Source organism: Planococcus koreensis (genome assembly GCF_004761975.1).
Lineage (GTDB): Bacteria > Bacillota > Bacilli > Bacillales_A > Planococcaceae > Planococcus > Planococcus koreensis.
Map to the genome: position 1 here is coordinate 45,110 of NZ_RQII01000004.1, position 23,463 is coordinate 68,572.

General features: G+C 47.1%; 25 protein-coding genes. 11 read left to right on the forward strand and 14 right to left on the reverse strand.

Translation table 11 applies throughout. The features are described 5' to 3' along the window. Positions 1–12: 12 nt before the first annotated feature. On the reverse strand, positions 13–1,860 hold the full coding sequence (gene typA, locus EGV91_RS00720; RefSeq protein ID WP_135500255.1) for a translational GTPase TypA: 1,848 nt from the start codon (positions 1,858–1,860) through the stop codon (positions 13–15). Between the two features lie 111 nt (positions 1,861–1,971). On the opposite strand from typA, the gene EGV91_RS00725 reads away from it, so the two are divergent. Then, positions 1,972–2,157 carry a YlaF family protein gene (locus EGV91_RS00725; protein WP_135500256.1) on the forward strand — a complete coding sequence of 62 codons (186 nt, stop codon included), beginning with the start codon at positions 1,972–1,974 and terminating at the stop codon, positions 2,155–2,157. A 70-nt stretch (positions 2,158–2,227) separates the two neighbouring features. On the opposite strand, the gene EGV91_RS00730 is transcribed toward EGV91_RS00725, so the two are convergent. Further along, a complete protein-coding gene (locus EGV91_RS00730) occupies positions 2,228–3,019 on the reverse strand; it encodes an inositol monophosphatase family protein (RefSeq protein ID WP_135500257.1) in 792 nt (263 codons plus the stop codon). A gap of 95 nt (positions 3,020–3,114) precedes the next feature. Beyond that, positions 3,115–3,309: a hypothetical protein gene (locus EGV91_RS00735; protein ID WP_135500258.1), complete on the reverse strand. Its 195-nt coding sequence runs from the start codon at positions 3,307–3,309 to the stop codon at positions 3,115–3,117. A 165-nt stretch (positions 3,310–3,474) separates the two neighbouring features. On the opposite strand from EGV91_RS00735, the gene EGV91_RS00740 reads away from it, so the two are divergent. Beyond that, entirely contained in the window at positions 3,475–4,110 is a 636-nt protein-coding gene (locus tag EGV91_RS00740; RefSeq protein WP_135500259.1) for a YktB family protein, read from the forward strand. A gap of 16 nt (positions 4,111–4,126) precedes the next feature. Here EGV91_RS00740 and EGV91_RS00745 read toward each other — a convergent pair whose 3' ends face one another. Continuing rightward, positions 4,127–4,402: a UPF0223 family protein gene (locus tag EGV91_RS00745; RefSeq protein WP_135500260.1), complete on the reverse strand. Its 276-nt coding sequence runs from the start codon at positions 4,400–4,402 to the stop codon at positions 4,127–4,129. A 9-nt stretch (positions 4,403–4,411) separates the two neighbouring features. Beyond that, positions 4,412–5,383 carry an NAD(P)H-dependent flavin oxidoreductase gene (locus tag EGV91_RS00750; protein WP_135500261.1) on the reverse strand — a complete coding sequence of 324 codons (972 nt, stop codon included), beginning with the start codon at positions 5,381–5,383 and terminating at the stop codon, positions 4,412–4,414. A 136-nt stretch (positions 5,384–5,519) separates the two neighbouring features. Between EGV91_RS00750 and EGV91_RS00755 the strand changes: the two genes are divergently transcribed. Beyond that, positions 5,520–6,989, forward strand: a complete 1,470-nt coding sequence (locus EGV91_RS00755) for an aminotransferase class I/II-fold pyridoxal phosphate-dependent enzyme (RefSeq protein ID WP_135500262.1) — start codon at positions 5,520–5,522, stop codon at positions 6,987–6,989. Between the two features lie 39 nt (positions 6,990–7,028). Here EGV91_RS00755 and EGV91_RS00760 read toward each other — a convergent pair whose 3' ends face one another. From EGV91_RS00760 to EGV91_RS00785, 6 genes are all read right to left on the reverse strand, one after another. Further along, positions 7,029–7,856 (reverse strand): polysaccharide deacetylase family protein, encoded by an 828-nt coding sequence (locus tag EGV91_RS00760; protein ID WP_135500263.1) that lies wholly within the window; start codon positions 7,854–7,856, stop codon positions 7,029–7,031. A 91-nt stretch (positions 7,857–7,947) separates the two neighbouring features. Then, entirely contained in the window at positions 7,948–9,357 is a 1,410-nt protein-coding gene (lpdA, locus tag EGV91_RS00765; RefSeq protein ID WP_135500264.1) for a dihydrolipoyl dehydrogenase, read from the reverse strand. Positions 9,358–9,362: 5 nt separating this feature from the next. Then, on the reverse strand, positions 9,363–10,781 hold the full coding sequence (locus tag EGV91_RS00770) for a dihydrolipoamide acetyltransferase family protein (protein WP_135500265.1): 1,419 nt from the start codon (positions 10,779–10,781) through the stop codon (positions 9,363–9,365). Positions 10,782–10,808: 27 nt separating this feature from the next. Beyond that, positions 10,809–11,786: an alpha-ketoacid dehydrogenase subunit beta gene (locus tag EGV91_RS00775; protein ID WP_135500266.1), complete on the reverse strand. Its 978-nt coding sequence runs from the start codon at positions 11,784–11,786 to the stop codon at positions 10,809–10,811. A 3-nt stretch (positions 11,787–11,789) separates the two neighbouring features. Further along, positions 11,790–12,902: a pyruvate dehydrogenase (acetyl-transferring) E1 component subunit alpha gene (gene pdhA / locus EGV91_RS00780; RefSeq protein WP_135500267.1), complete on the reverse strand. Its 1,113-nt coding sequence runs from the start codon at positions 12,900–12,902 to the stop codon at positions 11,790–11,792. A gap of 250 nt (positions 12,903–13,152) precedes the next feature. Continuing rightward, positions 13,153–13,788, reverse strand: coding sequence for a YkyA family protein (locus EGV91_RS00785; RefSeq protein ID WP_241666077.1), 636 nt, complete (start codon positions 13,786–13,788; stop codon positions 13,153–13,155). Positions 13,789–13,991: 203 nt separating this feature from the next. Here EGV91_RS00785 and def point away from each other — a divergent pair, with 203 nt between their 5' ends. Next, positions 13,992–14,558 carry a peptide deformylase gene (def, locus tag EGV91_RS00790; protein ID WP_135500269.1) on the forward strand — a complete coding sequence of 189 codons (567 nt, stop codon included), beginning with the start codon at positions 13,992–13,994 and terminating at the stop codon, positions 14,556–14,558. Positions 14,559–14,592: 34 nt separating this feature from the next. Here the strand turns inward: def and EGV91_RS00795 are convergent, their stop codons facing one another. Next, positions 14,593–15,363 (reverse strand): Cof-type HAD-IIB family hydrolase, encoded by a 771-nt coding sequence (locus EGV91_RS00795; protein ID WP_135500270.1) that lies wholly within the window; start codon positions 15,361–15,363, stop codon positions 14,593–14,595. 279 nt (positions 15,364–15,642) lie between these two features. On the opposite strand from EGV91_RS00795, the gene EGV91_RS00800 reads away from it, so the two are divergent. Both EGV91_RS00800 and rnjA read left to right on the forward strand, forming a co-directional pair. Then, complete coding sequence (locus EGV91_RS00800; protein WP_135500271.1) at positions 15,643–15,855, forward strand: DNA-dependent RNA polymerase subunit epsilon; 213 nt, start codon at positions 15,643–15,645, stop codon at positions 15,853–15,855. A gap of 3 nt (positions 15,856–15,858) precedes the next feature. Next, positions 15,859–17,526 (forward strand): ribonuclease J1, encoded by a 1,668-nt coding sequence (rnjA, locus tag EGV91_RS00805; RefSeq protein WP_135500272.1) that lies wholly within the window; start codon positions 15,859–15,861, stop codon positions 17,524–17,526. A 62-nt stretch (positions 17,527–17,588) separates the two neighbouring features. Here the strand turns inward: rnjA and EGV91_RS00810 are convergent, their stop codons facing one another. Next, the gene (locus tag EGV91_RS00810) at positions 17,589–18,248 is read right to left on the reverse strand and encodes a potassium channel family protein (protein WP_135500273.1); all 660 of its coding nucleotides are present in this window, start codon (positions 18,246–18,248) and stop codon (positions 17,589–17,591) included. A gap of 116 nt (positions 18,249–18,364) precedes the next feature. Then, entirely contained in the window at positions 18,365–18,661 is a 297-nt protein-coding gene (locus tag EGV91_RS00815; protein WP_135500274.1) for a hypothetical protein, read from the reverse strand. Positions 18,662–18,996: 335 nt separating this feature from the next. Between EGV91_RS00815 and EGV91_RS00820 the strand changes: the two genes are divergently transcribed. The 5 genes from EGV91_RS00820 to EGV91_RS00840 are packed head-to-tail and all read left to right on the forward strand — an operon-like array spanning position 18,997 to position 23,340. Beyond that, the gene (locus tag EGV91_RS00820; RefSeq protein ID WP_135500275.1) at positions 18,997–19,539 is read left to right on the forward strand and encodes a helix-turn-helix domain-containing protein; all 543 of its coding nucleotides are present in this window, start codon (positions 18,997–18,999) and stop codon (positions 19,537–19,539) included. A gap of 15 nt (positions 19,540–19,554) precedes the next feature. Continuing rightward, positions 19,555–20,661: an ABC transporter ATP-binding protein gene (locus EGV91_RS00825; protein WP_135500276.1), complete on the forward strand. Its 1,107-nt coding sequence runs from the start codon at positions 19,555–19,557 to the stop codon at positions 20,659–20,661. Further along, the gene (locus EGV91_RS00830; protein ID WP_135500277.1) at positions 20,651–21,475 is read left to right on the forward strand and encodes an ABC transporter permease; all 825 of its coding nucleotides are present in this window, start codon (positions 20,651–20,653) and stop codon (positions 21,473–21,475) included. The genes EGV91_RS00825 and EGV91_RS00830 overlap by 11 nt, the downstream gene beginning before the upstream one ends. Next, complete coding sequence (locus EGV91_RS00835) at positions 21,459–22,262, forward strand: ABC transporter permease (RefSeq protein WP_135500278.1); 804 nt, start codon at positions 21,459–21,461, stop codon at positions 22,260–22,262. Before EGV91_RS00830 ends, EGV91_RS00835 begins: the two co-directional genes overlap by 17 nt. A 1-nt stretch (position 22,263) precedes the next feature. Continuing rightward, entirely contained in the window at positions 22,264–23,340 is a 1,077-nt protein-coding gene (locus EGV91_RS00840) for an ABC transporter substrate-binding protein (RefSeq protein WP_135500279.1), read from the forward strand. The last annotated feature ends 123 nt before the right edge of the window (positions 23,341–23,463 follow it).

Below are 23,463 nucleotides of genomic sequence, written 5' to 3' on the forward strand. Positions count from 1 at the left end.
CCTCCCAGTCTATTATTCTTCGATTGCTACTTTTTTCTTCTTAGCCATACGCTCGCGTTCGTTTTTATCAAGAATTTTCTTGCGCAAACGGATTGTTTGTGGCGTGATTTCGCAATACTCATCGTCGTTCAAGTATTCCAAAGCTTCTTCAAGGCTCATCAAACGAGCTTTTTTCATTGTCGTTGTTTGGTCTTTGTTCGCTGAACGAATGTTTGTCGCTGCTTTGATCTTAACGATGTTAACCGTCAAATCGCTGTCGCGGTTATGTTCGCCGACGATCATGCCTTCGTAGATTTCAGCTCCGACTTCGACAAAAGCAGTTCCGCGGTCTTCGATGCCCATCAAGCCGTAAGTCGAAACTTTACCGCGCTCCATAGATACCAATACACCTTGGCGGCGTCCGCCGACACGGCCAGAAGCAACTGGCTGGTAGCTGTCGAATGTGTGGTTGATGATTCCGTAGCCGCGCGTTTGAGTCAAGAACTCAGTCGTGTAGCCGATCAATCCACGTGCTGGTACATTGAATACCAAACGGACTTGTCCGCTTCCGTTATTGATCATATCCAGCATTTCACCTTTGCGCTCACCAAGAGACTCGATGATAGCGCCAGTGTATTCTTCTGGAACATCCACTTGAACGCGTTCTACTGGTTCACAGCGTACGCCATCAACCATGCGGACGATAACTTCCGGTTTCGAAACCTGGATTTCAAAACCTTCACGGCGCATGTTCTCGATCAAGATCGACAAATGCAATTCTCCGCGTCCGGAAACTACCCATGCGTCAGGTGAATCTGTAGGTTCTACACGAAGCGATACGTCTGTTTGCAATTGTGCATCCAAACGTTCCTGGATTTTTCTAGAAGTGATCCATTTACCTTCTTTACCGGCAAACGGGCTGTTGTTGACAAGGAATGTCATTTGCAATGTAGGCTCATCAATGCGCAGAATCGGCAAAGCTTCAGGATGATCTGAAGGACATACCGTTTCCCCTACGTTGATATCTTCCATACCAGAAATGGCAATCAAATCGCCAGCTTCGGCTTTTTGGATTTCAATGCGCTTCAAGCCCATGAAACCGTGAATTTTCGTAACACGGAAGTTTTTGACAGAACCGTCAAGTTTCATCAAGGATACAGATTGTCCGACTTCGATCGTTCCGCGGAATACGCGGCCGATTCCGATACGCCCAACATAATCATTGTAGTCAAGAAGCGCTACTTGGAATTGAAGTGGCTCATCTCTGTTATCGATTGGCGCTGGAACATGTTCCATGATTGCATCGAAGATTACTTGCATGTTTTCTTCCTGGTCTGCAGGGTCAGATGAAAGACTTGCTGTACCGTTCATGCCTGATGCAAAAATAACCGGGAATTCCAATTGCTCGTCATTCGCTTCAAGTTCGATGAACAATTCGATGACTTCGTCAACCACTTCTTCCGGGCGAGCGAAATCGCGGTCAATTTTATTGACGACTACAATTGGCTTCAAGTTTTGCTCAAGTGCTTTTTTCAATACAAAACGCGTCTGTGGCATACAGCCTTCATAAGCGTCAACTACTAGCAAGACACCATCAACCATTTTCATGATACGTTCAACTTCTCCACCGAAATCGGCGTGTCCAGGTGTATCAAGGATGTTGATTTTAGCGTCTTTATATTGAATGGCTGTGTTTTTTGCAAGAATCGTGATTCCGCGTTCTCTCTCGATGTCGTTAGAGTCCATAGCGCGTTCTTCCATGTGTTCATTTGAACGGAAGATTCCTGATTGCTGCAGAAGCTGATCCACAAGCGTCGTTTTACCATGGTCAACGTGGGCAATAATAGCAATGTTTCTTAAGTCGTTACGTAAGTTAGTCATACTTTCACTCCAATTATTCTTTTTTCGTCCCTATAACTGTGTTAGTATATCACATATAGGGGGAAAACCCTAAGACTTTATTTCAAACGTTTATCCTAGGAGGAAAATACCGTGAAAAATATAAAATGGATTTTTGTCTTCTATTCACTTGCTGCAATGCTTTCAATGGCCGGTATCGGAGTTGCCGTAGGTTTGCGCAGCGTGCCGGGAATTTTACTGGCTATTGTGCTGCTTGGCTTTGTCATGGCGCGCGGTTTCAAAAAGAAAAAAGAGATGATTGACGCAGGCGTTCTGTAAGCGATCAGAAATAAAGCCGCCGGAAACTTTCCCGGCGGCGTGCAAAAGGTGCGGATATCTGCACCTTTTTTTATTTGGGCTGAATGTATTCAGAAAGAATCTTGCCATGTATCGACGGATTAGCCGCCATAAAAGTATCCTGTACGAGTAAATTCTCTTTGTCGCCTTTGAAATTCGACGTCATTCCGCCTACTTCCCGGACGATGACGGAGCCGCCTGCAATATCCCATGGCGACAATCGCATGGAAATATAAGCGTCTATGCGCCCACTAGCGACAAATGCCAATTCAAGTGCAGCCGAACCGTAGGATCGGGTACCGCGGACATCACGGATCAACCGAATTGTTGATTCGTGTTCGACGTATTTATTCGGCGTCGCCCACATGGCGTTCATGCCGATTATCGATTCGGAAATCGAGGTCTCCTGCAGCATCGGCAGTTTCTCATCGTTGAAGTATGCACCGCCGCCTCTAACCGCATGGTATAGATCATCATTGACGACATCGTAGATATAGCCCAGCTCGCCTACGCCGTCTTTATAAATGCCCAGTGAAATGGCAAAATTACGCTGCTGGTGCACGAAATTCATCGTGCCGTCAATTGGGTCAAGCATCCAGATGACGCCTTTCAAATCTTGGATATCGTTGCCGAATCCTTCTTCACCAAAAATCCGGTGGCCAGGATAATCGGTATTGATGCGTTCTATGAAGAGCTGTTCAATTTCTTTGTCGATATTCGTGACCAAGTCGTTGACGTGCGCTTTTGTTTCGATTTCGATGTCTCCGCGAAATGATGTGCGGATGCGGTGGCCTGCTTCTTTTATAAGTGATTTTATGTATCTGTCCATTTCATGCAAATCCACTGGTGGTCCTCCCCTTTTTTTAATGCTCTCTATAATATAAACGAAAAAGGCACATACTGTCTGTTCTCAGTAGGTGCCTTTATGTGATAAATGTATTAGAGCGCATGAAGGGCCTCCAGTTCAACATGGATTTCTTGGAGCCGTTTTTTGCTCTTGCCGCTTTGCAATTCATCTTTCTGCTGCATTGCGTCAAACAAAGATGCAAGCTCATAATCCAATTCCAGCTTCAATGCATTGATGTATTCCTTTTCCACTTCAGCTTTGCGGATAATTTGAATCATCTGTTTCATAGATAAGCACCCCTTCCTCTTCACATTCCGATAATTCAGACTTCTCGAATTAAAGTTACTTATATATACCCCATTGGCGAGTGAGAAAAACTTATTTATACTCTTTCTTCCCAAACTTCGTTAAAATGAAACCTGAGTTTCGATTTAAAGGAGGAAACCTATTTTATGGCCTACTGGAACCAGCAAGATTTCGAAGTTTTTGAAACACCTGGACTTGAAAGACGCATGGAGGCATTGATTGCCCATGTGCGCCCTAAATTTGAAGAACTCGGTAAAGACTATTCTTCTTTTTTCTCCGGCAAGACCGGTGAAGAGTTTTACCCGCATGTTGCCAAGCATATGCGCCGCACTGTCAATCCCCCAAATGACAGCTGGGTCGCTTTCGCTCCACATAAGCGCGGCTATAAAGCTGTTCCGCATTTCCAGATCGGTTTATGGAACAGCCATGTTTTCGTGATTCTGGCTGTCATTTATGAAGCTTCCGGAAAAAGCGCGATGGCGGAACGCCTCTTGGCATCAAACGCGCTTGAAGCGCTGCCGAAAGATTTCATGTTGTCCGGAGACCACATGAAACCGGAAGCTTCCGACCTGGATGAATTGTCTTCAGATGGCATCGACCGTTTGCTCGTTCGTTTGAGAGACGTTAAAAAAGGCGAATTGGTGATCGGACGCCACATTACACGTGAAGAAGCCGTGCAGATGAGTACGGAAGAATTCCATGCAGCTGTGGAAGACACTTTTTCACAATTGCTGCCGATTTACGACATTCTCCTGAACAAAACAAAAGTTCCACAGCGCTGAGCTGAGGAACTTTTGTTTATTTTTTTATCTTGATGATTTCATCATCGCTTTTCGTTTTCATGTCCTTGATCGCAGGAAAACTGGCATAGCCGCTTTCTTCCTCGAATTCCCTGAAATACGTTTTTTCTTCAGCGATGGACGGCACAATTTCCTTAAACCTGCGGTAGCGGGCTAAAAGGTCTTGCCGTTTAATGCCTTTTTCATAGGCCATTTCTATGCCTTCGAAAAAGGCGACGACATCGATGATTTCATCTGTGCTCCAGTCGATGGAAAAGGGATACGAATAATCCATAGTGATTTCCTACTTTCCAATCATGAGAGACCATTTGCCAGCGACGGCTTCGGCTTCCTGCTCCATGCGGCTGAATAGCTCCTGGACAGTCGGCACGTCGTGGATCAGGCCTGCTACTTGCCCGGCCCAGCCGAAACCTTCTTCGGTTTTGCCCTCGTAGATGTATTTTTTATTGGCCTCGCCGCTGACATATGTGCGCAGCGCTTCATAAGTCGGCGTCTCGGCTTCTATTTCAAGAATCTTATCAGTCCAGCTGTTTTTCAATGTACGGGCTGGAGCACCGATGCTCTTCTTGATGATGACGGTATCATTTTCCGAACTGGAAATCAATGCCTCTTTGTAAATTTGTGAGGCATGGACGCATTCCTTGGTCGCGATAAAACGCGTTCCCATCTCGATTCCCTCCGCTCCCAGCGCGAGAGCCGCCATCAAGCCGCGCCCGTCCCCGATGCCGCCTGAGGCGATAACAGGAATCGACACGGCATCAACTACCTGCGGTATCAGCACCATTGTGCCGATGTCGTCGCGCCCAAGATGCCCGCCGCCTTCGTGGCCGACGACCATGACTGCATCCGCTCCAAGTTCTTCGGCTTTCTGCGCTTGGCGCCTTGCAGCTACCAGCACCAACTTTTTAATCGGCGTACCTTCCAACTGTTCAAAAATCGGCGTCGGATTCCCGCCGGTCATTGATACGACCGGCACATTTTCTTCAATTGCAACTGCGAGCATATGGGAAAAAGCGCGGCCGTGTTCCCCAATCGCGAAGTTGACGCCGAAAGGTTTGTCGGTCATCGTACGCACTTTACGGATTTCTTCTCTTAATTGTTCAGGATCCGCTAGGCTCATGGCTGTTATCTGGCCAAGCCCCCCGGCATTGGAAACAGCAGCCGCCAAGTCTGCATAAGCTAAATATGCAAGCCCCCCTTGGACGATCGGCAAACGGATTCCCAGCAATTCTGTAATTCGCGTGTTAAATTTCATAAAACAATCTCCTCCCTTTCCACTTTAGAAATATTCGATAAAACTGCGTGAATTCCTTTTATTTTAATAGTATAGCGATGACTGGCATGCTATAATTCAATTTGTTTTTATTTTTAATAAGTTAGGTGGGTTCCCATTGTCTCAATTAGAAACTCCGTTATTCGATGCTTTGCTGAAGCACCGGAATCGGCATCCCATTCAATTCCATATTCCTGGCCACAAAAAAGGCCAAGGCGTCGATCCGGCATTCAGAGAATTCGTCGGCGATAATATATTATCGATAGACTTGATCAATATCGCCCCTTTGGATGATTTGCATTCTCCAAAAGGCGCGATCAAGCAAGCGCAAGAACTTGCTGCAAAGGCTTTCGGAGCAGATTACACGTTCTTCTCTGTACAAGGAACAAGCGGCGCAATCATGACGATGATTCTGAGCGTCGTCGGCCCAGGCGATAAAATCCTGGTGCCGCGCAACGTCCATAAATCAATCATGTCGGCGATCGTTTTCGCCGGGGCTATTCCAATCTTCATCCATCCGGAAGTAGATCCAGAACTTGGCATTTCACATGGCATTTCAGCGGAAGCTGTGGAAAAAGCCTTAATCGAATACCCGGACGCCAAAGCAGTGCTCGTCATCAACCCCACTTATTTCGGGGTCGCAGCCGATTTAACGCGCATTGTTTCCATCGCGCATGAGCGCGACATTCCCGTGCTGGTTGATGAAGCGCATGGCGTCCACATCCATTTCCATAAAGCACTCCCTGTCTCGGCAATGTCTGCCGGAGCGGATATGGCAGCTACTTCTGTCCATAAACTTGGCGGTTCAATGACGCAAAGCTCCGTCTTAAACGTCAAGGAAGGCCTTGTTTCACCGAAGCGCGTGCAATCAATCCTGTCGATGCTGACCACGACTTCGACGTCTTACCCTATCCTGGCATCACTGGATACGGCGCGCCGCCAATTGGCGGTCCATGGCTTCGATTTGATCGACCAAGCCATCCGCCTGTCCCAGGACGCCCGCAAGCGCATCAATAAAATACCGCATCTGCGCTGCGTCGGCAAAGAAATCTTGAATACGTCAGCTACCTACGATATGGATCCGACAAAGCTCTTAATCAGCGTCAAAGACCTCGGCATCTCCGGACACCAAGCGGAAGAATGGCTGCGGGAAAACGCCAATATCGAAATCGAATTATCCGATTTGTATAATATTCTTTGCCTTGTAACCATCGGCGATACACGTAAAGAACTGAATTTGTTGATCAACGCGCTGCAACGCATGAGCGAAGCGTATGAAAGTGAAGCGGCGATTGTCGAGCCTGTCGTTTTGCTTCCGGATATTCCTAGCCTGGCGATGACACCGCGCGATGCTTTCTACGCAACGACCGAAGTGGTGCCAATCGAAGAAGCAGTCGGACGCATCTCAGCTGAATTTATCATGGTCTATCCGCCTGGCATCCCGATTTTCATACCGGGTGAAATCATTACTCAGGAAAACATCGATTACATCGATATGAACATCAAAGCCGGATTGCCCGTCCAAGGCCCGGAAGACGATTCTTTGCAAAAGCTGCGTGTCATCAAGGAACAAAAAGCGATACGTTAAAACCAAAACAGCCCGGGTGCTATGCCCCGGGCTGTTTTTTTATTTTCCTGCGCGTTCAATATCTGCCGGGTCGATAAAGCCATAACCTTTGTTTTTCAACCCTTCGATGATAGCCGGAAGCGCCTTCGCTGTCCAAGCACGGTCATGCATCAGCAGGTTGGCCCCGTTCCGCAAAAATTCCGTATTGACCATGATGTCAGCTAAAGCTCCCGCTTCGCTGTACTGCTTTTCCCAGTCATAACCGTAACTCCAATTCATCAGCAGCATGCCCTCAGCTTCGACAAGCCCTTTGCTGAAATCCGTGTTCGTACCATTTGGCGCACGGAAAAATACCGGTTTTTCGCCGATGATTTCTTCCACCGCCGCGCTCAATGAGATGATTTCCTCCCGCTGCTGGGCGTCATCGATTGTCTTCAAATTAGTATGGCTGTATGTATGGTTGCCGATGGCAAAGCCCATTTCATGGATTTTCTTCAGATTCGCTTTTTCTTCTTCGGTGTCGAGAAAATGCCCGTTGACAAAAAAGATCGCCGGAACGCCAGCTGCCTTCAATGTTTCAGCCATCCCGACCGAATGCTCAGCCGGTGCATCGTCAATGGTTAGCAATACAGCTTGTGCAGGAGCTTCCCCAATTGGTTCAACGCCCCAGTTCGCAGGATTAAGACGATATGCCGGTTCCGCTTGTTCAACTGGTGGTTCAGGTTCTTCAGGCGCTTCTTCCGGCACTGGAACCTCTTCTTTTGCAGGTTCCGGTGCTTCAGCAGGCGCGGTCTCATCCTGCTGCACAGCTTCTTCGCTGACCGCATTTCCGCATCCTGCCAATAATATCGTGCTGGCCAATAAAACTGCCCATTTTTTCTGTATCATAGATGATCACCATCGCCCTTTCAGTGAAATTTTACCATAAATTTTTGCATAAAAAAAGAAGCCGTGCACATTGCAGCGGCTTCTTTCCTTATTATTTAATGATGTGGATTGGAGTGCCAAGTGCTACTTCCGCAGCTTCCATCGTAATCTCAGCCAAAGTCGGGTGAGCGTGGATTGTCATGGCGATATCTTCAACAGTCATTCCTGCTTCGATTGCAAGACCAAGTTCAGCGATCATGTCAGATGCGCCTGCACCAACGATTTGTGCACCAAGCAACAAGCCGTCTTCTTTGCGTGAAACCAGTTTCACGAAACCGTCAGGAGCGTTCAGAGACAAAGCACGGCCGTTAGCGCCAAATGGGAATTTCGCAGCTGACGCTTCGAATCCTTCTTCTTTTGCTTGCTCTTCTGAAAGGCCGACACTTGCAAGTTCCGGATCTGTAAAGCAGACCGCAGGAATCGCCAAGTAATCAACAACTGATTTTTCACCAGCAATCGCTTCTGCAGCAACTTTGCCTTCGTATGATGCTTTATGAGCCAATTGCAGGCCAGCGACAACATCGCCGATTGCATAGATATTCGAGATGCTTGTACGGCATTGTTTGTCGACTTCGATCAAGCCGCGTTCAGACATTTTCAAGCCCAATTCTTCAAGGCCCATTTCGTCTGTATTCGGACGGCGTCCGACAGTAACCAATACGTAATCAGCTTCAAGTGTTTTTTCTTCCCCGCCTGCTTCATACGTCACTTTGACGCCTGCATCGGATTCTTCAACGCCTTTTGCTGATGCTTTTGTAATGACTTCGACGCCTTTTTTCTTCAAGCCTTTTTTGACGATAGCCGTCATTTGCTTTTCAAATCCAGCCAAAATGTCAGGTGCGCCTTCAAGAATCGTAACTTCAGAACCCATATTCGCAAATGCAGTTCCTAGTTCCGTACCAATATAACCGCCGCCGATGACAACAAGTTTGCCAGGCAATTCTGTAAGAGCCAAAGCCCCTGTAGAGTTGATGACGCGCTTCGTGAATTTGAACGTCGGAATTTCAACCGGACGAGATCCAGTAGCAATAATGACGTTTTTGAATTTATAAGTCTGAGACGATTTTTCGTCCATGATGCGGACTGTGTTTTCATCTACGAAATAAGCTTCGCCGCGGACGATTTCAACTTTATTGCCTTTTAGCAATGATTCAACGCCGCCAGTCAATTTTTTCACAACGCCGTTTTTGAATTCTTGTGCTTTTTCAAAGTTAAGGGAAACTTCTTTTGCAATAATCCCCATGTCTTCAGAATGCTTCGCCTCTTCGAAACGGTGTCCTACAGAAATCATCGCTTTTGAAGGGATACAGCCGACATTCAAGCATACTCCGCCGATGTATTCTTTCTCAACGATTGTTACTTTTTGGCCAGTTTGCGCTGCACGGATTGCTGCTACATATCCGCCAGGGCCTGAACCGATGACGAGCGTGTCTGTTTCGATCGGAAAATCTCCTACTACCATAAGTTTTACGCCTCCATTAATAATAATTCTGGTTCGCTTAATAAACGCTTGATGTGATTTAATGCGTGCTGTGCAGTTGCTCCATCAATCATTCGATGATCGAAGCTCAATGATAATGCTAACACAGGTGCTGCTACAATTTCACCATTTTTAATTACTGGTTTCTCGGCGATGCGGCCGATTCCAAGGATTGCTACTTCCGGGTGGTTGATGACCGGCGTGAACCATTGGCCGCCAGCTGAACCGATATTCGTGATCGAGCAAGACGCGCCTTTCATTTCTGCAGGCGATAATTTGCCGTCACGTGCTTTTGTTGCCAAGCCGTTGATTTCGTCGGAAATCGCGAATACTGATTTGCGGTCAGCATTTTTAATGACCGGCACAAGCAGGCCTTTCTCCGTATCAGCAGCGATGCCGATGTTGAAATAATGCTTTTGGATGACTTCGCTTGTTTCGTCATCGAACGACGTGTTCAATGCCGGGAATTCGCGCAATGTGCTGACGAGTGCTTTGACCACGTACGGCAAGTAAGTCAATTTGATTTCTTTTTCTGCTGCAATGTCTTTGAACTTTTTGCGGTGTGCGACAAGTTCTGTCACATCGACTTCGTCCATCAACGTTACGTGCGGTGCCGTTTGTTTCGAGTGGACCATCGCTTTGGCAATGGCACGGCGCATGCCGGACATTTTTTCGCGCGTTTCAGGGAATTCGCCTTCTGGTGCAGGAGCTGCTTTCGGAGCCGCTTCTTTAGAAGATTCTTTTGCAGCCTCTTCTTTTGGCGCTGCTTCTGCAGTTTCAGTGCTTGCTGCTGGCGCATCTGCTGCTTGCTGCTGTCCACCGCTCATGAACGATTCGATGTCTTCTTTCAAGATGCGGCCGTTATTTCCTGAGCCAGTAACTTGAGTGATGTCGACGTCTTTGTCGCGTGCAAATTTGCGGACGGATGGCATTGCGATAACGCGTGCATTTGGATCTTTCGGCGCATTTTGTGCTTGCGCCTGTGAACCGGCACCTGTTTCTTCTGAAGCCGGCTGTTCTTCTTTCGCCGGTTCTTTATCAACATTTTGGGCAGCTTCCGCTGTTCCAGCCTGTACTTGTTCTTCTGTTTCTTCTTCGCCTTTAGGTTCTTCTTTTTTCTCAGGAGCCGGTGCTGGCTCTTCGCCTGAACCTTCATTGTCAGCTGCGTCATCGCTCTCGATGCGCACGAGCACATCTCCAACAACTGCAACTGTTCCTTCTTCGACAATGATTTCTTTAACTGTGCCCGATACTGGCGACGGCATTTCAACTACCGCTTTATCGTTCTGCACTTCAAACATGATGTCGTCTTCTTCAATGCGGTCTCCCGCTTTTACGAACCATTTTACGATTTCACCTTCGTGGATACCTTCACCGATATCCGGTAAACGAAATTCAAAAGCCATTAGTTTCACCCTTTCTATTCTCGAACATTAAAACGTTAGAACTTTTTTAGCTGTTTCTACTATATCCTTCGAATTTGGAAGCCAAACTTGTTCAGCCTGCGAGAATGGGAAGATGGAATCCGGTGCAGTTACACGCAGAACCGGCGCCTCGAGGCTCAAGATTGTACGGTCCATCAGTTCTGCAACGATGTTTGCAGCGATGCCCGCTTGCTTCTGAGCTTCTTGCACGACCATTGCACGCCCAGTTTTCTCAACTGAAGCGACAAGCGTTTCGATGTCAAGCGGCTGGATAGTGCGCAAATCGATCACTTCTACTGAAAAATCTTCTTTTTCAAGTTCTTCTGCAGCTTTCAAGCTTTCTTGGACCATTGCGCCATAGGCGATGATCGTCAAGTCTGTGCCTTCACGCTTCACGTCGGCTTTGCCGAGTGGAATCGTGTATGATTCTTCCGGAACTTCCTGGCGCCCTGAACGGTATAATTTCAAATGCTCCAGGAAGATGACAGGATCGTTGTCGCGGATAGAAGAAATAAGCAAGCCTTTTGCGTCATACGGTGTGGACGGGATGACAACTTTCAAACCTGGCTGTGAAGCCATCAAGCCTTCCAATGAATCCGCGTGCATTTCAGGTGTGTGCACACCGCCGCCGAAAGGCGAACGGATTGTGACAGGCGAATTCAAGCTGCCGCCGCTGCGGAAACGCATGCGTGCCATTTGTCCGCTGATTGAATCCATCACTTCATAAACAAAACCGAAAAATTGGATTTCAGCTACCGGGCGGAACCCTTGAAGGCCTAAACCGATTGCCAGTCCGCCGATTCCTGACTCTGCCAAAGGCGTGTCAAAAACGCGGTCTTCTCCGAATTCTTTTTGCAGCCCTTCCGTAGCCCGGAAAACGCCGCCGTTATTGCCGACATCTTCTCCAAAAACCAGAACATTTTCATCGTCTTTCATCTCTGTTCTTAGAGCGTCAGTGATTGCTTGAACCATAGTCATTTGTGCCATCGCTTATTTCGACTCCTTTGCTTTGTAGATATCGAGCTGTTCCTGAACGTTGAATGGAATTTCTTCGTACATAATTTCAAGCATATTCGTAACCGTCTGCTTCGGAGCGCTGTCCGCTTTTTTGATCGCGGCTTTGATTTCGTCCTTCGCCTGTTCAATTACTTCGTTTTCTTTTTCTTCGTTCCACAAGCCTTTCGCTTCAAGGTATTTACGGAAGCGGATAAGCGGATCTTTCTTTTCCCACTCGCTGTCTGTGTCCGATGTACGGTAGCGTGTCGGGTCATCCCCTGCCATCGTATGCGGTCCGTAGCGGTAGCAAAGCGTTTCGATCAATGTCGGGCCTTCGCCTTTGACAGCGCGCTCGCGAGCGTCACGTGTTACTGCATAAACCGCCAACGGATCCATGCCATCTACTAAGACGCCTGGGATTCCGGCTGCAACAGCTTTTTGGGCAATTGTTTTAGCGGATGTCTGAAGTTCACGCGGAGTGGAAATCGCGTATTGGTTGTTTTGCACAATGAAGATAGCCGGCGAACGGAATGATCCCGCAAAGTTGATGCCTTCGTAGAAATCTCCTTGAGATGAACCGCCATCACCTGTATATGTAACAGCAACTGCTTCTTTTTTGCGTTTCTGCAAGCCTAATGCAACACCGGCTGCCTGAATGAATTGCGCGCCGATAATGATTTGAGGAGGCAAAATGTTCAAGCCTTCTTCCATTTGGTTCCCCATGAAATGGCCGCGTGAAAATAGGAAGGCCTGGTGAAGCGGCCAGCCGTGCCAGATCAATTGAGGCACGTCGCGGTAGCCCGGTAAAATGAAATCATCTTTCGTCAACGCGAAATGAGACGCCAATTGTGAAGCTTCCTGCCCTGCAGTAGGTGCGTAGAATCCAAGGCGCCCTTGGCGGTTCAATGAAATCGAACGTTGGTCAAGAATGCGTGTGAACACCATGCGGCGCATCAATTCCTGCAAATCTTCATCCGATAGTTTCGGGTCCGCCTCTTCATTGACGATCTCGCCTTCTTCATTAAGAATCTGGACCATTTCAAACTTTTCTTCAATTGCGTGCAGTGTTTCCACTGGTTGGAACTGCTGTGATTTTTTCGCAGCCATAATAGCAACTCTCCTTTATCTGTATTAAAATTATTTTATTCAATTAGTAATACAATGCATATACTTTTTCAGTATACGTGAGAAAATTTTGCAGGTCAATCATAGCTAACCTATAAGCCATAAGCATTATATGAAAATAGAAAATTCCATCACATTCCAACTGTACTAGTTAAAGTGAAAGACCTGTGCTATATTACAGTGAACTTCCACGAAGCTTTTATAACACAGAAAAAGCGGCCGCGAGGGCCGCTTACTCTTCACTTTTTTCAATTTCGCTGATGACGCTGTTTTTCAGTTCATTGAACTGTTCGGTCTTTTCATTGAATGCTGTAACAGCATCCTGTACAAGCTGGTTCTGGCCATTGACCGCCAGCGCTTTTTCCTGCAAGGACTGGAGAGTGGAATTTTCATCTTGCAGCATCGTATATAATTCCTGCTGCTGCATGTTTAGATTTTCATAAGCGTCAGCAAAAGCCACGTGCGCTTCAAAGCGCTCCTGCATCTTCGCCTTTAAGTCCGTCAAACCGGATTTGACGTTCTCTTCGTCGGTTTCTTCTATTACTGCGTCAATTTCTTTGAAATTTTCCTGCGCAGCAGCCATCGATTCCTTCTCACTAGCCAGAAGCTCCAAACGTTCCTTGGCTGATGCAATCGCTTCTTCTGCTTGCGCACCAACTTCTTCCTGCTCTTCCTGAGTCAATGACATGATCGACTCAAAAAGCTGTTGTTCATCCTCTTCCAGTTTCTGCATATCTTTTTGTGTATCGCGATAATCTTTTTCAGCATCAAATGTACTTTTTAAAACGCTATCCAATTGTTCTTCCGCCGCCGGCCCTGAACATGCGCCTAAAAACAGTGCACTTGAAATTACAGTGGCCGTAATCACTTTATTCAATATAAACCCTCCCCTTAATCCTTCCTTTAACTATAATGTCGCCATTTAAAAAACACAACTGCGTGATGGATGGAGCGGAACGGATGACCAATTAGTTATTTTTCCTTCAACATTTCATAAGCTGATTTTCTTTTCCTGAAAAGCTTTTTTAAGATATAATTACCATAACGGCAAGAATGAAAGGATGAAACCTGTTGATATTAATGAAAGACATTATACGAGAAGGCCACCCGACCTTAAGAAAGCGATCGGAAGAAGTGGCGCTTCCCTTATCGGCTGAAGACAAGGCATTGGCTGAAAGCCTATTGGAATATGTAAAAAATAGCCAGGATGATGAGCTCGCTGAAAAATACGACCTTCGCGCAGGCGTCGGGATCGCGGCTCCGCAAGTCAATCAAGCAAAGCGGATATTCGCGCTTTATTTCGACCCTTCCACTGAAGAGAATATGAGCCTGATCGCAATCAATCCGAAAATTGTCAGCCACTCTGTGGAAAAATCCTATTTGACCACTGGCGAAGGCTGCCTATCGGTTGACCGCGCCGTGCCCGGCTATGTGCCGCGCTATGCACGCATCACCGTTAAAGCATACAACCTACAAGGTGAAGAGTTTAAAATGCGCTTGAAGGGATTGCCGGCCATTGCGTTCCAGCACGAACTCGACCATTTGAATGGCATCATGTTCTTCGACCACATCAATGCCGAGAATCCGTTTGCCGAAATTGAAAATGCGACCCCAATTGAAAGAGGCTCGGGAGAATAATCTCCCAAGCCTTTTTTTATGCCTTTATGCGCTATTAAATTAAGCCCAAATGTTTGAAGGCTTTCGCTAAACCGTCGTTGTCAACATGATCTGTGATATAGGAAGCGATTGCTTTTGTCTGCTCATGCCCATTGTCCATCGCGACGCTGTATCCGGCGGTCTCCATCATCTGCAAATCGTTCAAGCCATCGCCGAATGCAATCGTGTCTTCGATTGAATGGCCGGTCAATTTGATGAGGCGCTTGATGCCGCTTGCTTTCGTGCCGCCTTTTGGCAAGATATCGCAAGACACCCGGTGCCAGCGCACGAAATCGACCGTCTTGAACTTGTCGTGGTATTGCTGCTCCTCTTGTTCTTCACAAAAAACCAGCGCCTGGTAGATTTCGTTGTCGGCATGAAATCCTGCTTCGGTTTCCGGGTGCAAAAACTTAAGGCTCTTGATGCTTTCCTCAATGTGGGGATGGTAATCGATCGATGACACCATTTTGGTTTCATTCATGAAGACCAGAGGATGGTCCTGCTGTTCTGCGTATTCGTAAATCGATTCGAGTGTTTCCGGATCCAGCGATTCTTTATGGATCGGCTTTTGCTGGTGGACGATATACTGGCCATTAAATGAAATGAATGTGTCGATGTCCAGCTCTTTCCGCAATTCTTCAAACATGAATGGCGCACGGCCCGTTGCGATTGCCAATTCATGGCCGTTTTCACGCGCTTGTGCTAGCGCGGATTTTGCGCTGGCCGGCAATTCCTTGTGTGAGTTCAATAAGGTTCCGTCAATATCGAGCAATAATAATTTTCCCATTGGTTAAAATCTCCATTTCTAAAAAAGAATATGCAAAGCCTGCACCTTTACAATTGTCAGAAAATATAGTATAATGCCGGCAAGGAGTGAGTTAGCCATGCTGAAACGTCTAAAGAGAAAACTGCTTAGACAGCTCAATGGCATCATGAACAAAAAGAAAATCGCATAATTATTCGGCCCTTCTAAAAGAAATTAGGAGGGCTATTCTTTATTTTAGAACATTGTCGTGATAATATAAAGAAAGTGAATTTAATTGAACGTGTAAAAGGAGAGCAAAATATGATTTTTAAAGTATTATATCAGGAAAACCGTGCAGAGGTACCAGTTCGCGAAAACACTCAAAGCCTCTATGTTGAAGCTTCATCCGAGCGTGAAGTAAGAGACCATTTGAAAGACCGCAATTACAACATCGAATTCATCCAGCTGCTTGAAGGCAACCACCTTCAATACGAGCAAGACAGCCCGAATTTCGAATTAGAGAGTTTGGAATAAACGATGAAATTCGTTAAAAATGATCAAGTTGCAGTTTTCGCCCTCGGCGGACTAGGCGAAATCGGCAAAAACACATACGGCGTGCAATTCCAGGATGAAATCATCCTGATTGACGCCGGCATCAAATTTCCGGAAGACGATTTGCTCGGAATCGATTATGTAATTCCGGATTACACTTATTTGGTAAAGAACGCTGATAAGATCAAAGGCCTTTTCATCACACACGGCCACGAAGACCATATTGGCGGCATCCCTTATTTATTGAAACGGATCAATATCCCGGTATATGGCGGCAAGCTCGCTTTAGGCCTGCTCCGCAAAAAATTGGAAGAACATGGTTTGCTGCGCCAAACGAAGATGATCGAAATTGGGGAAGACGATGTTATCAAATTCCGCAAAACTTCTGTCAGCTTCTTCGGCACAACCCACAGTATTCCGGATTCGTTCGGCGTTGTCGTTAAAACGCCGCCTGGCAGCATTGTCCATACAGGAGATTTCAAATTCGATTTCACACCTGTCGGCGAACCGGCGAACTTGTTGAAAATGGCTCAAATCGGCAGCGAAGGCGTTCTTTGCCTGCTGTCCGACAGCACAAACGCTGAAATTCCGAACTTCACGATGTCGGAACGCAAAGTCGGCGAAACGATCAAAGACATTATGAGAAAAGTGGATGGCAGATTGATCTTTGCTACATTCGCTTCGAATATTTACCGCTTGCAGCAAGTTACAGATGAAGCGGTAGCGCAAGGCCGCAAAATCGCGGTATTCGGCCGCAGCATGGACAACGCCATGACGATTGGCCGTGAACTTGGCTATATCAATGCGCCTGAAGATGCCTTTGTCGATACCCAAACCTTGAACAGATTGCCGGCAAACAAAACATTGATTCTTTGCACTGGTTCCCAAGGTGAACCGATGGCGGCTCTGTCGCGCATCGCTAACGGCACACACCGCCAAATTCAGATCCAGCCAAATGATACAGTCGTCTTCTCGTCTTCCCCGATTCCGGGCAATACGAGCAGCGTCAACCGCACGATCAACTTGCTGTTCCGCGCCGGGGCTGATGTTATCCACGGTTCGTTGAACAATATCCATACATCCGGCCACGGGTCACAGGAAGAAAACAAATTGATGCTGCGTTTGATCAAACCGAAGTACTTCATGCCAATTCACGGGGAATACCGGATGCAAGCACAGCACGCTGAACTTGCTGTCGATTGCGACGTACCGCGTGAAAACACGTTCATCATGGAAAATGGCGACGTGCTGGCAATGGGCGAAAACGAAGCTTCAGTTGCCGGCCGCATCCCTTCCGGCGATGTTTACATCGACGGCAGCGGAATTGGCGACATCGGCAACATCGTTTTACGCGACCGCCGCGTCCTTTCTGAGGAAGGGCTGGTTATCGTCGTTGTCAGTGTCGACATGAAGAACAATAAAATGGTGTCTGGCCCGGATATCATCTCCCGCGGTTTCGTCTATATGAGAGAATCCGGCACGATGATCTACGAAGCCCAGCAAATGCTGAACCGCCATTTGAAGAAAAAGATCCACGGCAAGGATACGGAATGGTCAGAACTTAAAAATGACATTTCCGATGTCTTAGGACCGTACCTGTTCGAAAAAACAAAACGCCGCCCAATGATCTTACCGGTCATCATGGAAGTGTAAACAGAACTAAAAAGACAGTCCCGCAAGCCATTGATGGCTTGCGGGACTGTCTTTTTTAGCGTTTAATTCAATACTTTTTTCTCAAAGCGGTTGATGTCCGAATCCGAGCCGATAATGATCAGCACATCCGCCAACTCGATTTCCATGTCCGCTTGCGGTGACACGATGATGTCTTTTTCGCGTTTAATGGCAACAATGTTGATGCCGTATTTTGCGCGGATATCGAGGCCGATCAATGTGCGTCCTGCAAGTTTTTCATTGGCCTGGACTTCTGCAATCGAATGCTCGTCTGACAGCTCCAAATAATCGAGTACGTTGTTCGACAGCATATTATGCGCAATGCGTATGCCCATATCCCGTTCCGGGTGGACGACGCGGTCAGCACCAATTTTGTTCAGCACTTTCGCATGATAGTCGTTTTGGGCTTTTACGGTGATTTGCTTGACCCCGATCTCTTTGAGCATCAATGTTGTCAGGATGCTGGCCTGAATGTTTTCGCCGATCGCGACAATGACGTGCTCAAAATTACGGATGCCCAGCGATTTAAGTACGGTTTCATCTGTTGTATCCGCTACTACCGCTTGAGTCGCAATTGACGCAAATTCATCCACCCGTTCCGAGTCTTTATCAATCGCCATGACGGCTGCGTCCTGTTCGATCAGTTCACGGACAATGCTGCCGCCGAAGCGCCCTAGCCCTATTACTACGAATTCCTTTTTCATGTCCATCCCCCAAACTCATTGACTGTTCTCATTTTATCACAAGTACCAGATGGATTGACAAGCCTTGTTGCGTTTTCCCCACTTATCCACCACTAAAAGACAATAAAAAACCCCGCTCATCGGCGGGGATCCAGCGGCCTTTTCGGCCGTTTGTCACAATATTCGCATGTGGCATCGCTGCATTTCTCTTCGCGCCATTCGTTGCAGCCTGAGCAATAGCTCGCATCAAATTCGTCGTCGAATGTCAGTTTTGACAGGCAGGAATGGCAATACGTATGAACGTCCATCCAGTTGATGAACTTTTTATCTGCCAAAAGGTAAAGTCCCTGCTGTTCTTGTTTGTAATTCATAATAGAAGATTTTTGGACTACACGTTTTTTAGGGTCCAAGAAAAAATTCATTTTGCTATTCACTCAAATCACTCCCAAAATTGGTTAAGCTTTTTCCGTTTTGCTGCGAGCGGTGGCTGGGATTCCGTTGCATGGAATTCCCGGCGCCCATCAATGCGATGGCGCAGCCAATTAATTTATAAGTTCGCTGTCATTGTATGTTTTGTGTTTTGCACTTTCTCTATGATAGTAAATCATTGCAGTAAAAAGCAATAGATATGTTCCAATTAAGTTTAAATAATATCAATTTGACTCTCCTCTGTTTTTTTGTATAATAAAAGATGCTAATAGTAAACTTTCAATCTACTTTAACTAAACTTTCGTTTGATTGGCTCAGTAATTCTTAATGGAGGGATAATATGGAGATCGGGGCAAAAATCAAGCGCCTGCGCTTAAAGAACGGTTTGACACAAGAAGAACTTGGCGAGCGGACAGATCTGAGCAAAGGGTTTATTTCCCAGCTCGAACGGGATATGAACTCCCCTTCGATTGAAACTCTTTTTTCCTTGCTTGAAGTGCTGGGCACGACGCCCAGAGATTTTTTTGACGATACAGATAAAGAAACGAAAATCAGGTATACGCCGCAAGACCATGTTGTGCACAAAGACGAGGAAGCCGGCTACGAAATAGATTGGCTCGTCGCCACTTCAAATGAAAAAGAGATGGAACCGGTTTATTTGACGCTCTACGGCAACGGGCACTTCAAGCGGTTCGAGCCTTCCCTGGCGGAGACGTTCATCTATGTTATTGAAGGAAGCGTTCGCCTGGTCCTTGGCAGCACTGAATACACAGCAAATACCGGTGACTCCATTTATTACGAAGCTTCCGACAATCACCAATTGATCAATAATGCAGACGGCAAAACGGAATTGATCATTGTCGCCACACAATCTTATTTATAAACCAGGAGGGATCATATGTCTGACCAATCAATCATCCGATTTGATAACGTGACACAAACTTATAACGGGGAGGCTCCGGTGCTGAAAGATATCAGCTTTGAGCTGGAAAAAGGGAAATTCTATACACTCCTCGGTCCATCGGGCTGCGGCAAAACGACGATTCTTCGTTTGATTGCCGGCTTTATTACGCCGACGCAAGGCGATATCTATATCGAAGGCAAGAAAGTCAATAAGATACCTGCGAACGAGCGCCAAGTAAACACGGTGTTCCAGGATTATGCCCTCTTCCCTCATTTGAATGTCTTTGAAAATGTCGCATTCGGCCTGCGCATCAAGAAAGTCAAAAAAGCCGAAATCGACCGCCGCGTCAAAGAAGCGTTGGAATTCGTCAATTTGAAAGGCTATGAGAACCGTGAAATTTTGGAGATGTCCGGCGGCCAGCGCCAGCGCGTCGCCATCGCCCGCGCAATCGTCAACGACCCGGAAGTGATTTTGCTGGACGAGCCATTGTCCGCATTGGACTTGAAACTCCGCACCGAAATGCAGTACGAATTGCGGGAATTGCAGCAGCGTTTGGGCAAGACTTTCGTTTTCGTCACCCATGACCAGGAAGAGGCACTCGCGATGTCCGATGAGATTTTTGTCATGAAAGATGGAGAAATCCAGCAAAGCGGGACACCGATGGATATTTACGATGAGCCGATCAACCGCTTTGTGGCGGACTTTATCGGTGAATCGAACATCGTTGCCGGTGTCATGGCCGCCGATTACCGGGTACGTTTCGCCAATAATGAATTCGAATGCGTCGACCAGGGTTTGAACCCGAACGAGCAAGTTGAAATCGTCATCCGTCCGGAAGATTTGGAAATCACTTCGGTCGAGCAAGGAAAAATGGCGGTCGTCGTCGACACGCAATTATTCCGCGGCGTGCATTTCGAGATTTCCACACTCGATGAAGTGGGCAACGAATGGCTTGTCCATTCCACTAAAAAAGCGGAAGTCGGTTCACGCATCGGGCTCGATTTCGAACCTGAAGCCATCCACGTCATGCGCTTGAACGAAACCGAAGAAGCATTTGACGCGCGGCTTGAATCTTACGGGGCTGAAAGCCATGAGAAATAATTCATCGCGCCCTTTCTACCTGATCCCTTATTATTTGTGGATTGCACTCTTTGTCATTGCACCGATTGCGCTGATCGTCTATTATTCATTTTTTGACATCAGCGGCAATTTGACGTTCGATAATTACAAGAACTTTTTCTCTTCCGTTTATTTGCGGCTGACACTCAGCTCGTTTTGGTATGCCTTCCTGATAACGGTATTCACGCTGATCGTTGCGTACCCGACAGCCTATTGGCTGACCAAGACGAAGCATAAGCAATTATGGCTCCTATTGATCATCATCCCTTCTTGGATCAACTTATTATTGAAAACCTATGCGTTCATCGGCATTTTCGGGCTTTATGGCCCGGCGAACCGATTCCTGAAAGCGATTGGCATCGGCGAACAGCAGATTCTCTTTACTGATTTCAGCTTTATCTTCGTGTCGGTTTATATTTTCATTCCGTTCATGATTTTGCCGATTTTCAATTCGCTCGACAAAATGAATCCCGCATTGATTGACGCGTCACGCGATTTAGGCGCTTCTTCATGGGTGACTTTCCGCCGCGTCATTTTTCCGCTCGCCATCAACGGCGTGAAATCCGGCATCCAAGCCGTATTCATCCCTGCCCTGTCGCTGTTCGTCATCACACGCTTGATCGCAGGCAATAAAGTCATCACGCTGGGTACGGCCATCGAACAGCAATTCCTTGTCACCCAAAACTGGGGCATGGGTTCGACAATTGCCGTATTCCTGATCTTGTTCATGATCATCATCATGATGCTGACCGGACAGCGCGACAAAGGAGGCATGGCAAATGGGAAAATTAAGTAAGAAAGGCAAAGCCTATTTGGCTGTGGTCTTCATCATCCTGTATGCACCGATTTTTTACCTGATTTTCTATTCATTCAATAGCGGCGGCACGATGTCATCGTTCGAAGGATTTACGTTGGAGCATTACGGCGCTGTTTTCAGCGACACCCGCCTTATCATCATTTTGATGAACACAGTGATAGTTGCCTTGCTGTCGTCGCTGATCGCGACCGCAATCGGCGTGCTCGGCGCGATCGGCATCGTCTTCTTGCGCAACCGCAAAATGCGCAGCGCAGTCTTGTCGCTGAATAATATTTTGATCGTCAGCCCGGACGTCATCATCGGGGCATCATTCCTGATTTTGTTCACGATGATCGGCGTCAAGCTCGGCTTTGCGTCCGTGCTGATTTCGCACATCGCGTTCAGCATTCCAATTGTTGTCATCATGGTGCTGCCGAAGCTGCAGGAAATGAGCGATAGCTTGATCGATGCAGCGGCAGACCTTGGTGCATCAAAACGCGATATCCTGACGAGGGTCATCATCCCGTTCATCAAGCCCGGAATTTTTGCCGGCTTTTTCTTGGCGCTGACGTATTCATTGGACGATTTCGCGGTGACGTTCTTTGTCACTGGCAATGGCTTTTCCACATTATCGGTAGAAATCTACTCTATGGCACGCGCCGGTATCACATTGACGATCAATGCATTGTCAGCTCTCATCTTCATCGTCACGCTTGGACTGGTGATCGGCTATTACAGCTTCAGCCAGCGTGCGTCTCGCAATACGCCAGGAACAGGAGGCCTGTGATATGAAAAGCATCGTACAGACAAGCATAGCGATCCTCATCGTCTCGGCATTGCTGATTTACGTAGTATCCGCACTGGAAAAAGGCTCTTCTGCATCTGGAGGCGGAACAATTACTGTTTATAACTGGGGCGAATACATCGATCCGGAATTGGTCGCGCAATTTGAAGAAGAAACGAACATCAACGTCATCTATGAAACCTTCGATTCGAACGAAGCCATGATGACGAAAATTGAGCAAGGCGGCACTTCGTATGACGTCGCCATGCCTTCTGAATACGCCATCGAAAAAATGAAGGAAAACGATTTGCTGATCCCGATTGATTTGGAGAAGATCCCGAACCTCCAAAACATCGACCCTTATTTCCTGGATCTGCCTTTTGATCCGGGCAACAAATATTCCATCCCCTATTTTTGGGGAACCGTCGGCATCGCCTTCAACCCGAGCTTGCTTGACGGCCAGACGTTCGAAAGCTGGGACGATCTTTGGGACCCGTCTTTGAAGCAGGAAGTCATCCTCGTCGACAGCGCACGCGAAGTGATCGGTATGGGCCTCAACAGCTTGGGCTATTCGCTGAATTCAACCGATCTCGGCGAGTTGCGTGAAGCAACGGATAAACTGAAGACGCTCGGCCCCAATACGAAAGCGATCATCGGCGACGAAATCGTTGAAATGATGCGCCGCGAAGAAGCGGCTGTTGCATTGACTTGGTCGGGCCAGGCAGCCGATATGATGTACGTCAATGAGGAAATTGATTTTTCCGTACCGGAGGAAGGTTCAAATCTATGGTTCGACAACATGATCATTCCGAAAACTGCCGATAATGTCGAAGGCGCACACGCATTCATCAATTTCATGCTGGATGCGGAAGTAGCCGCGCAGAATGCCGAATATGTCGGCTATTCGACACCGAACCAGGCCGCGATGGAGTTAATGGATCCTGAAGTTACCGGAGACGATCGTTTCTATCCGACAGAAGAAATGCGCGAACGCCTCGAAGTCTATGAAAACCTGGGCCTTGAGATGCTTGGCGTCTACAACGAATTGTTTTTGGAATTTAAAATGGATATGGAAAAATGACAGGCAGAGCTTCTGCCTGTTTTTTTCATACTGTTGAAACATTTAGTTGATTGTTTGGCATTTCGCTTCAGACGGATGCTTTCCGCGGGCCTGGCTTCAGTCTCCTCGTCGCTGGAAAAAGAG

Bases quoted from the DNA above. Each gene is read 5' to 3' on its own strand.
- EGV91_RS00770 (WP_135500265.1), bottom strand. From the start codon at position 10,781: ATGGCTTTTGAATTTCGTTTACCGGATATCGGTGAAGGTATCCACGAA.
- EGV91_RS00775 (WP_135500266.1), bottom strand. From the start codon at position 11,786: ATGGCACAAATGACTATGGTTCAAGCAATCACTGACGCTCTAAGAACA.
- EGV91_RS00795 (WP_135500270.1), bottom strand. From the start codon at position 15,363: ATGGGAAAATTATTATTGCTCGATATTGACGGAACCTTATTGAACTCA.
- EGV91_RS00830 (WP_135500277.1), top strand. From the start codon at position 20,651: ATGAGAAATAATTCATCGCGCCCTTTCTACCTGATCCCTTATTATTTG.
- lpdA (WP_135500264.1), bottom strand. From the start codon at position 9,357: ATGGTAGTAGGAGATTTTCCGATCGAAACAGACACGCTCGTCATCGGT.
- EGV91_RS00825 (WP_135500276.1), top strand. From the start codon at position 19,555: ATGTCTGACCAATCAATCATCCGATTTGATAACGTGACACAAACTTAT.
- EGV91_RS00800 (WP_135500271.1), top strand. From the start codon at position 15,643: ATGATTTTTAAAGTATTATATCAGGAAAACCGTGCAGAGGTACCAGTT.
- EGV91_RS00820 (WP_135500275.1), top strand. From the start codon at position 18,997: ATGGAGATCGGGGCAAAAATCAAGCGCCTGCGCTTAAAGAACGGTTTG.
- EGV91_RS00760 (WP_135500263.1), bottom strand. From the start codon at position 7,856: ATGATACAGAAAAAATGGGCAGTTTTATTGGCCAGCACGATATTATTG.
- EGV91_RS00735 (WP_135500258.1), bottom strand. From the start codon at position 3,309: ATGAAACAGATGATTCAAATTATCCGCAAAGCTGAAGTGGAAAAGGAA.
- EGV91_RS00740 (WP_135500259.1), top strand. From the start codon at position 3,475: ATGGCCTACTGGAACCAGCAAGATTTCGAAGTTTTTGAAACACCTGGA.
- EGV91_RS00750 (WP_135500261.1), bottom strand. From the start codon at position 5,383: ATGAAATTTAACACGCGAATTACAGAATTGCTGGGAATCCGTTTGCCG.
- EGV91_RS00810 (WP_135500273.1), bottom strand. From the start codon at position 18,248: ATGAAAAAGGAATTCGTAGTAATAGGGCTAGGGCGCTTCGGCGGCAGC.
- typA (WP_135500255.1), bottom strand. From the start codon at position 1,860: ATGACTAACTTACGTAACGACTTAAGAAACATTGCTATTATTGCCCAC.
- EGV91_RS00745 (WP_135500260.1), bottom strand. From the start codon at position 4,402: ATGGATTATTCGTATCCCTTTTCCATCGACTGGAGCACAGATGAAATC.
- rnjA (WP_135500272.1), top strand. From the start codon at position 15,859: ATGAAATTCGTTAAAAATGATCAAGTTGCAGTTTTCGCCCTCGGCGGA.
- EGV91_RS00835 (WP_135500278.1), top strand. From the start codon at position 21,459: ATGGGAAAATTAAGTAAGAAAGGCAAAGCCTATTTGGCTGTGGTCTTC.
- pdhA (WP_135500267.1), bottom strand. From the start codon at position 12,902: ATGGCTGCGAAAAAATCACAGCAGTTCCAACCAGTGGAAACACTGCAC.
- EGV91_RS00840 (WP_135500279.1), top strand. From the start codon at position 22,264: ATGAAAAGCATCGTACAGACAAGCATAGCGATCCTCATCGTCTCGGCA.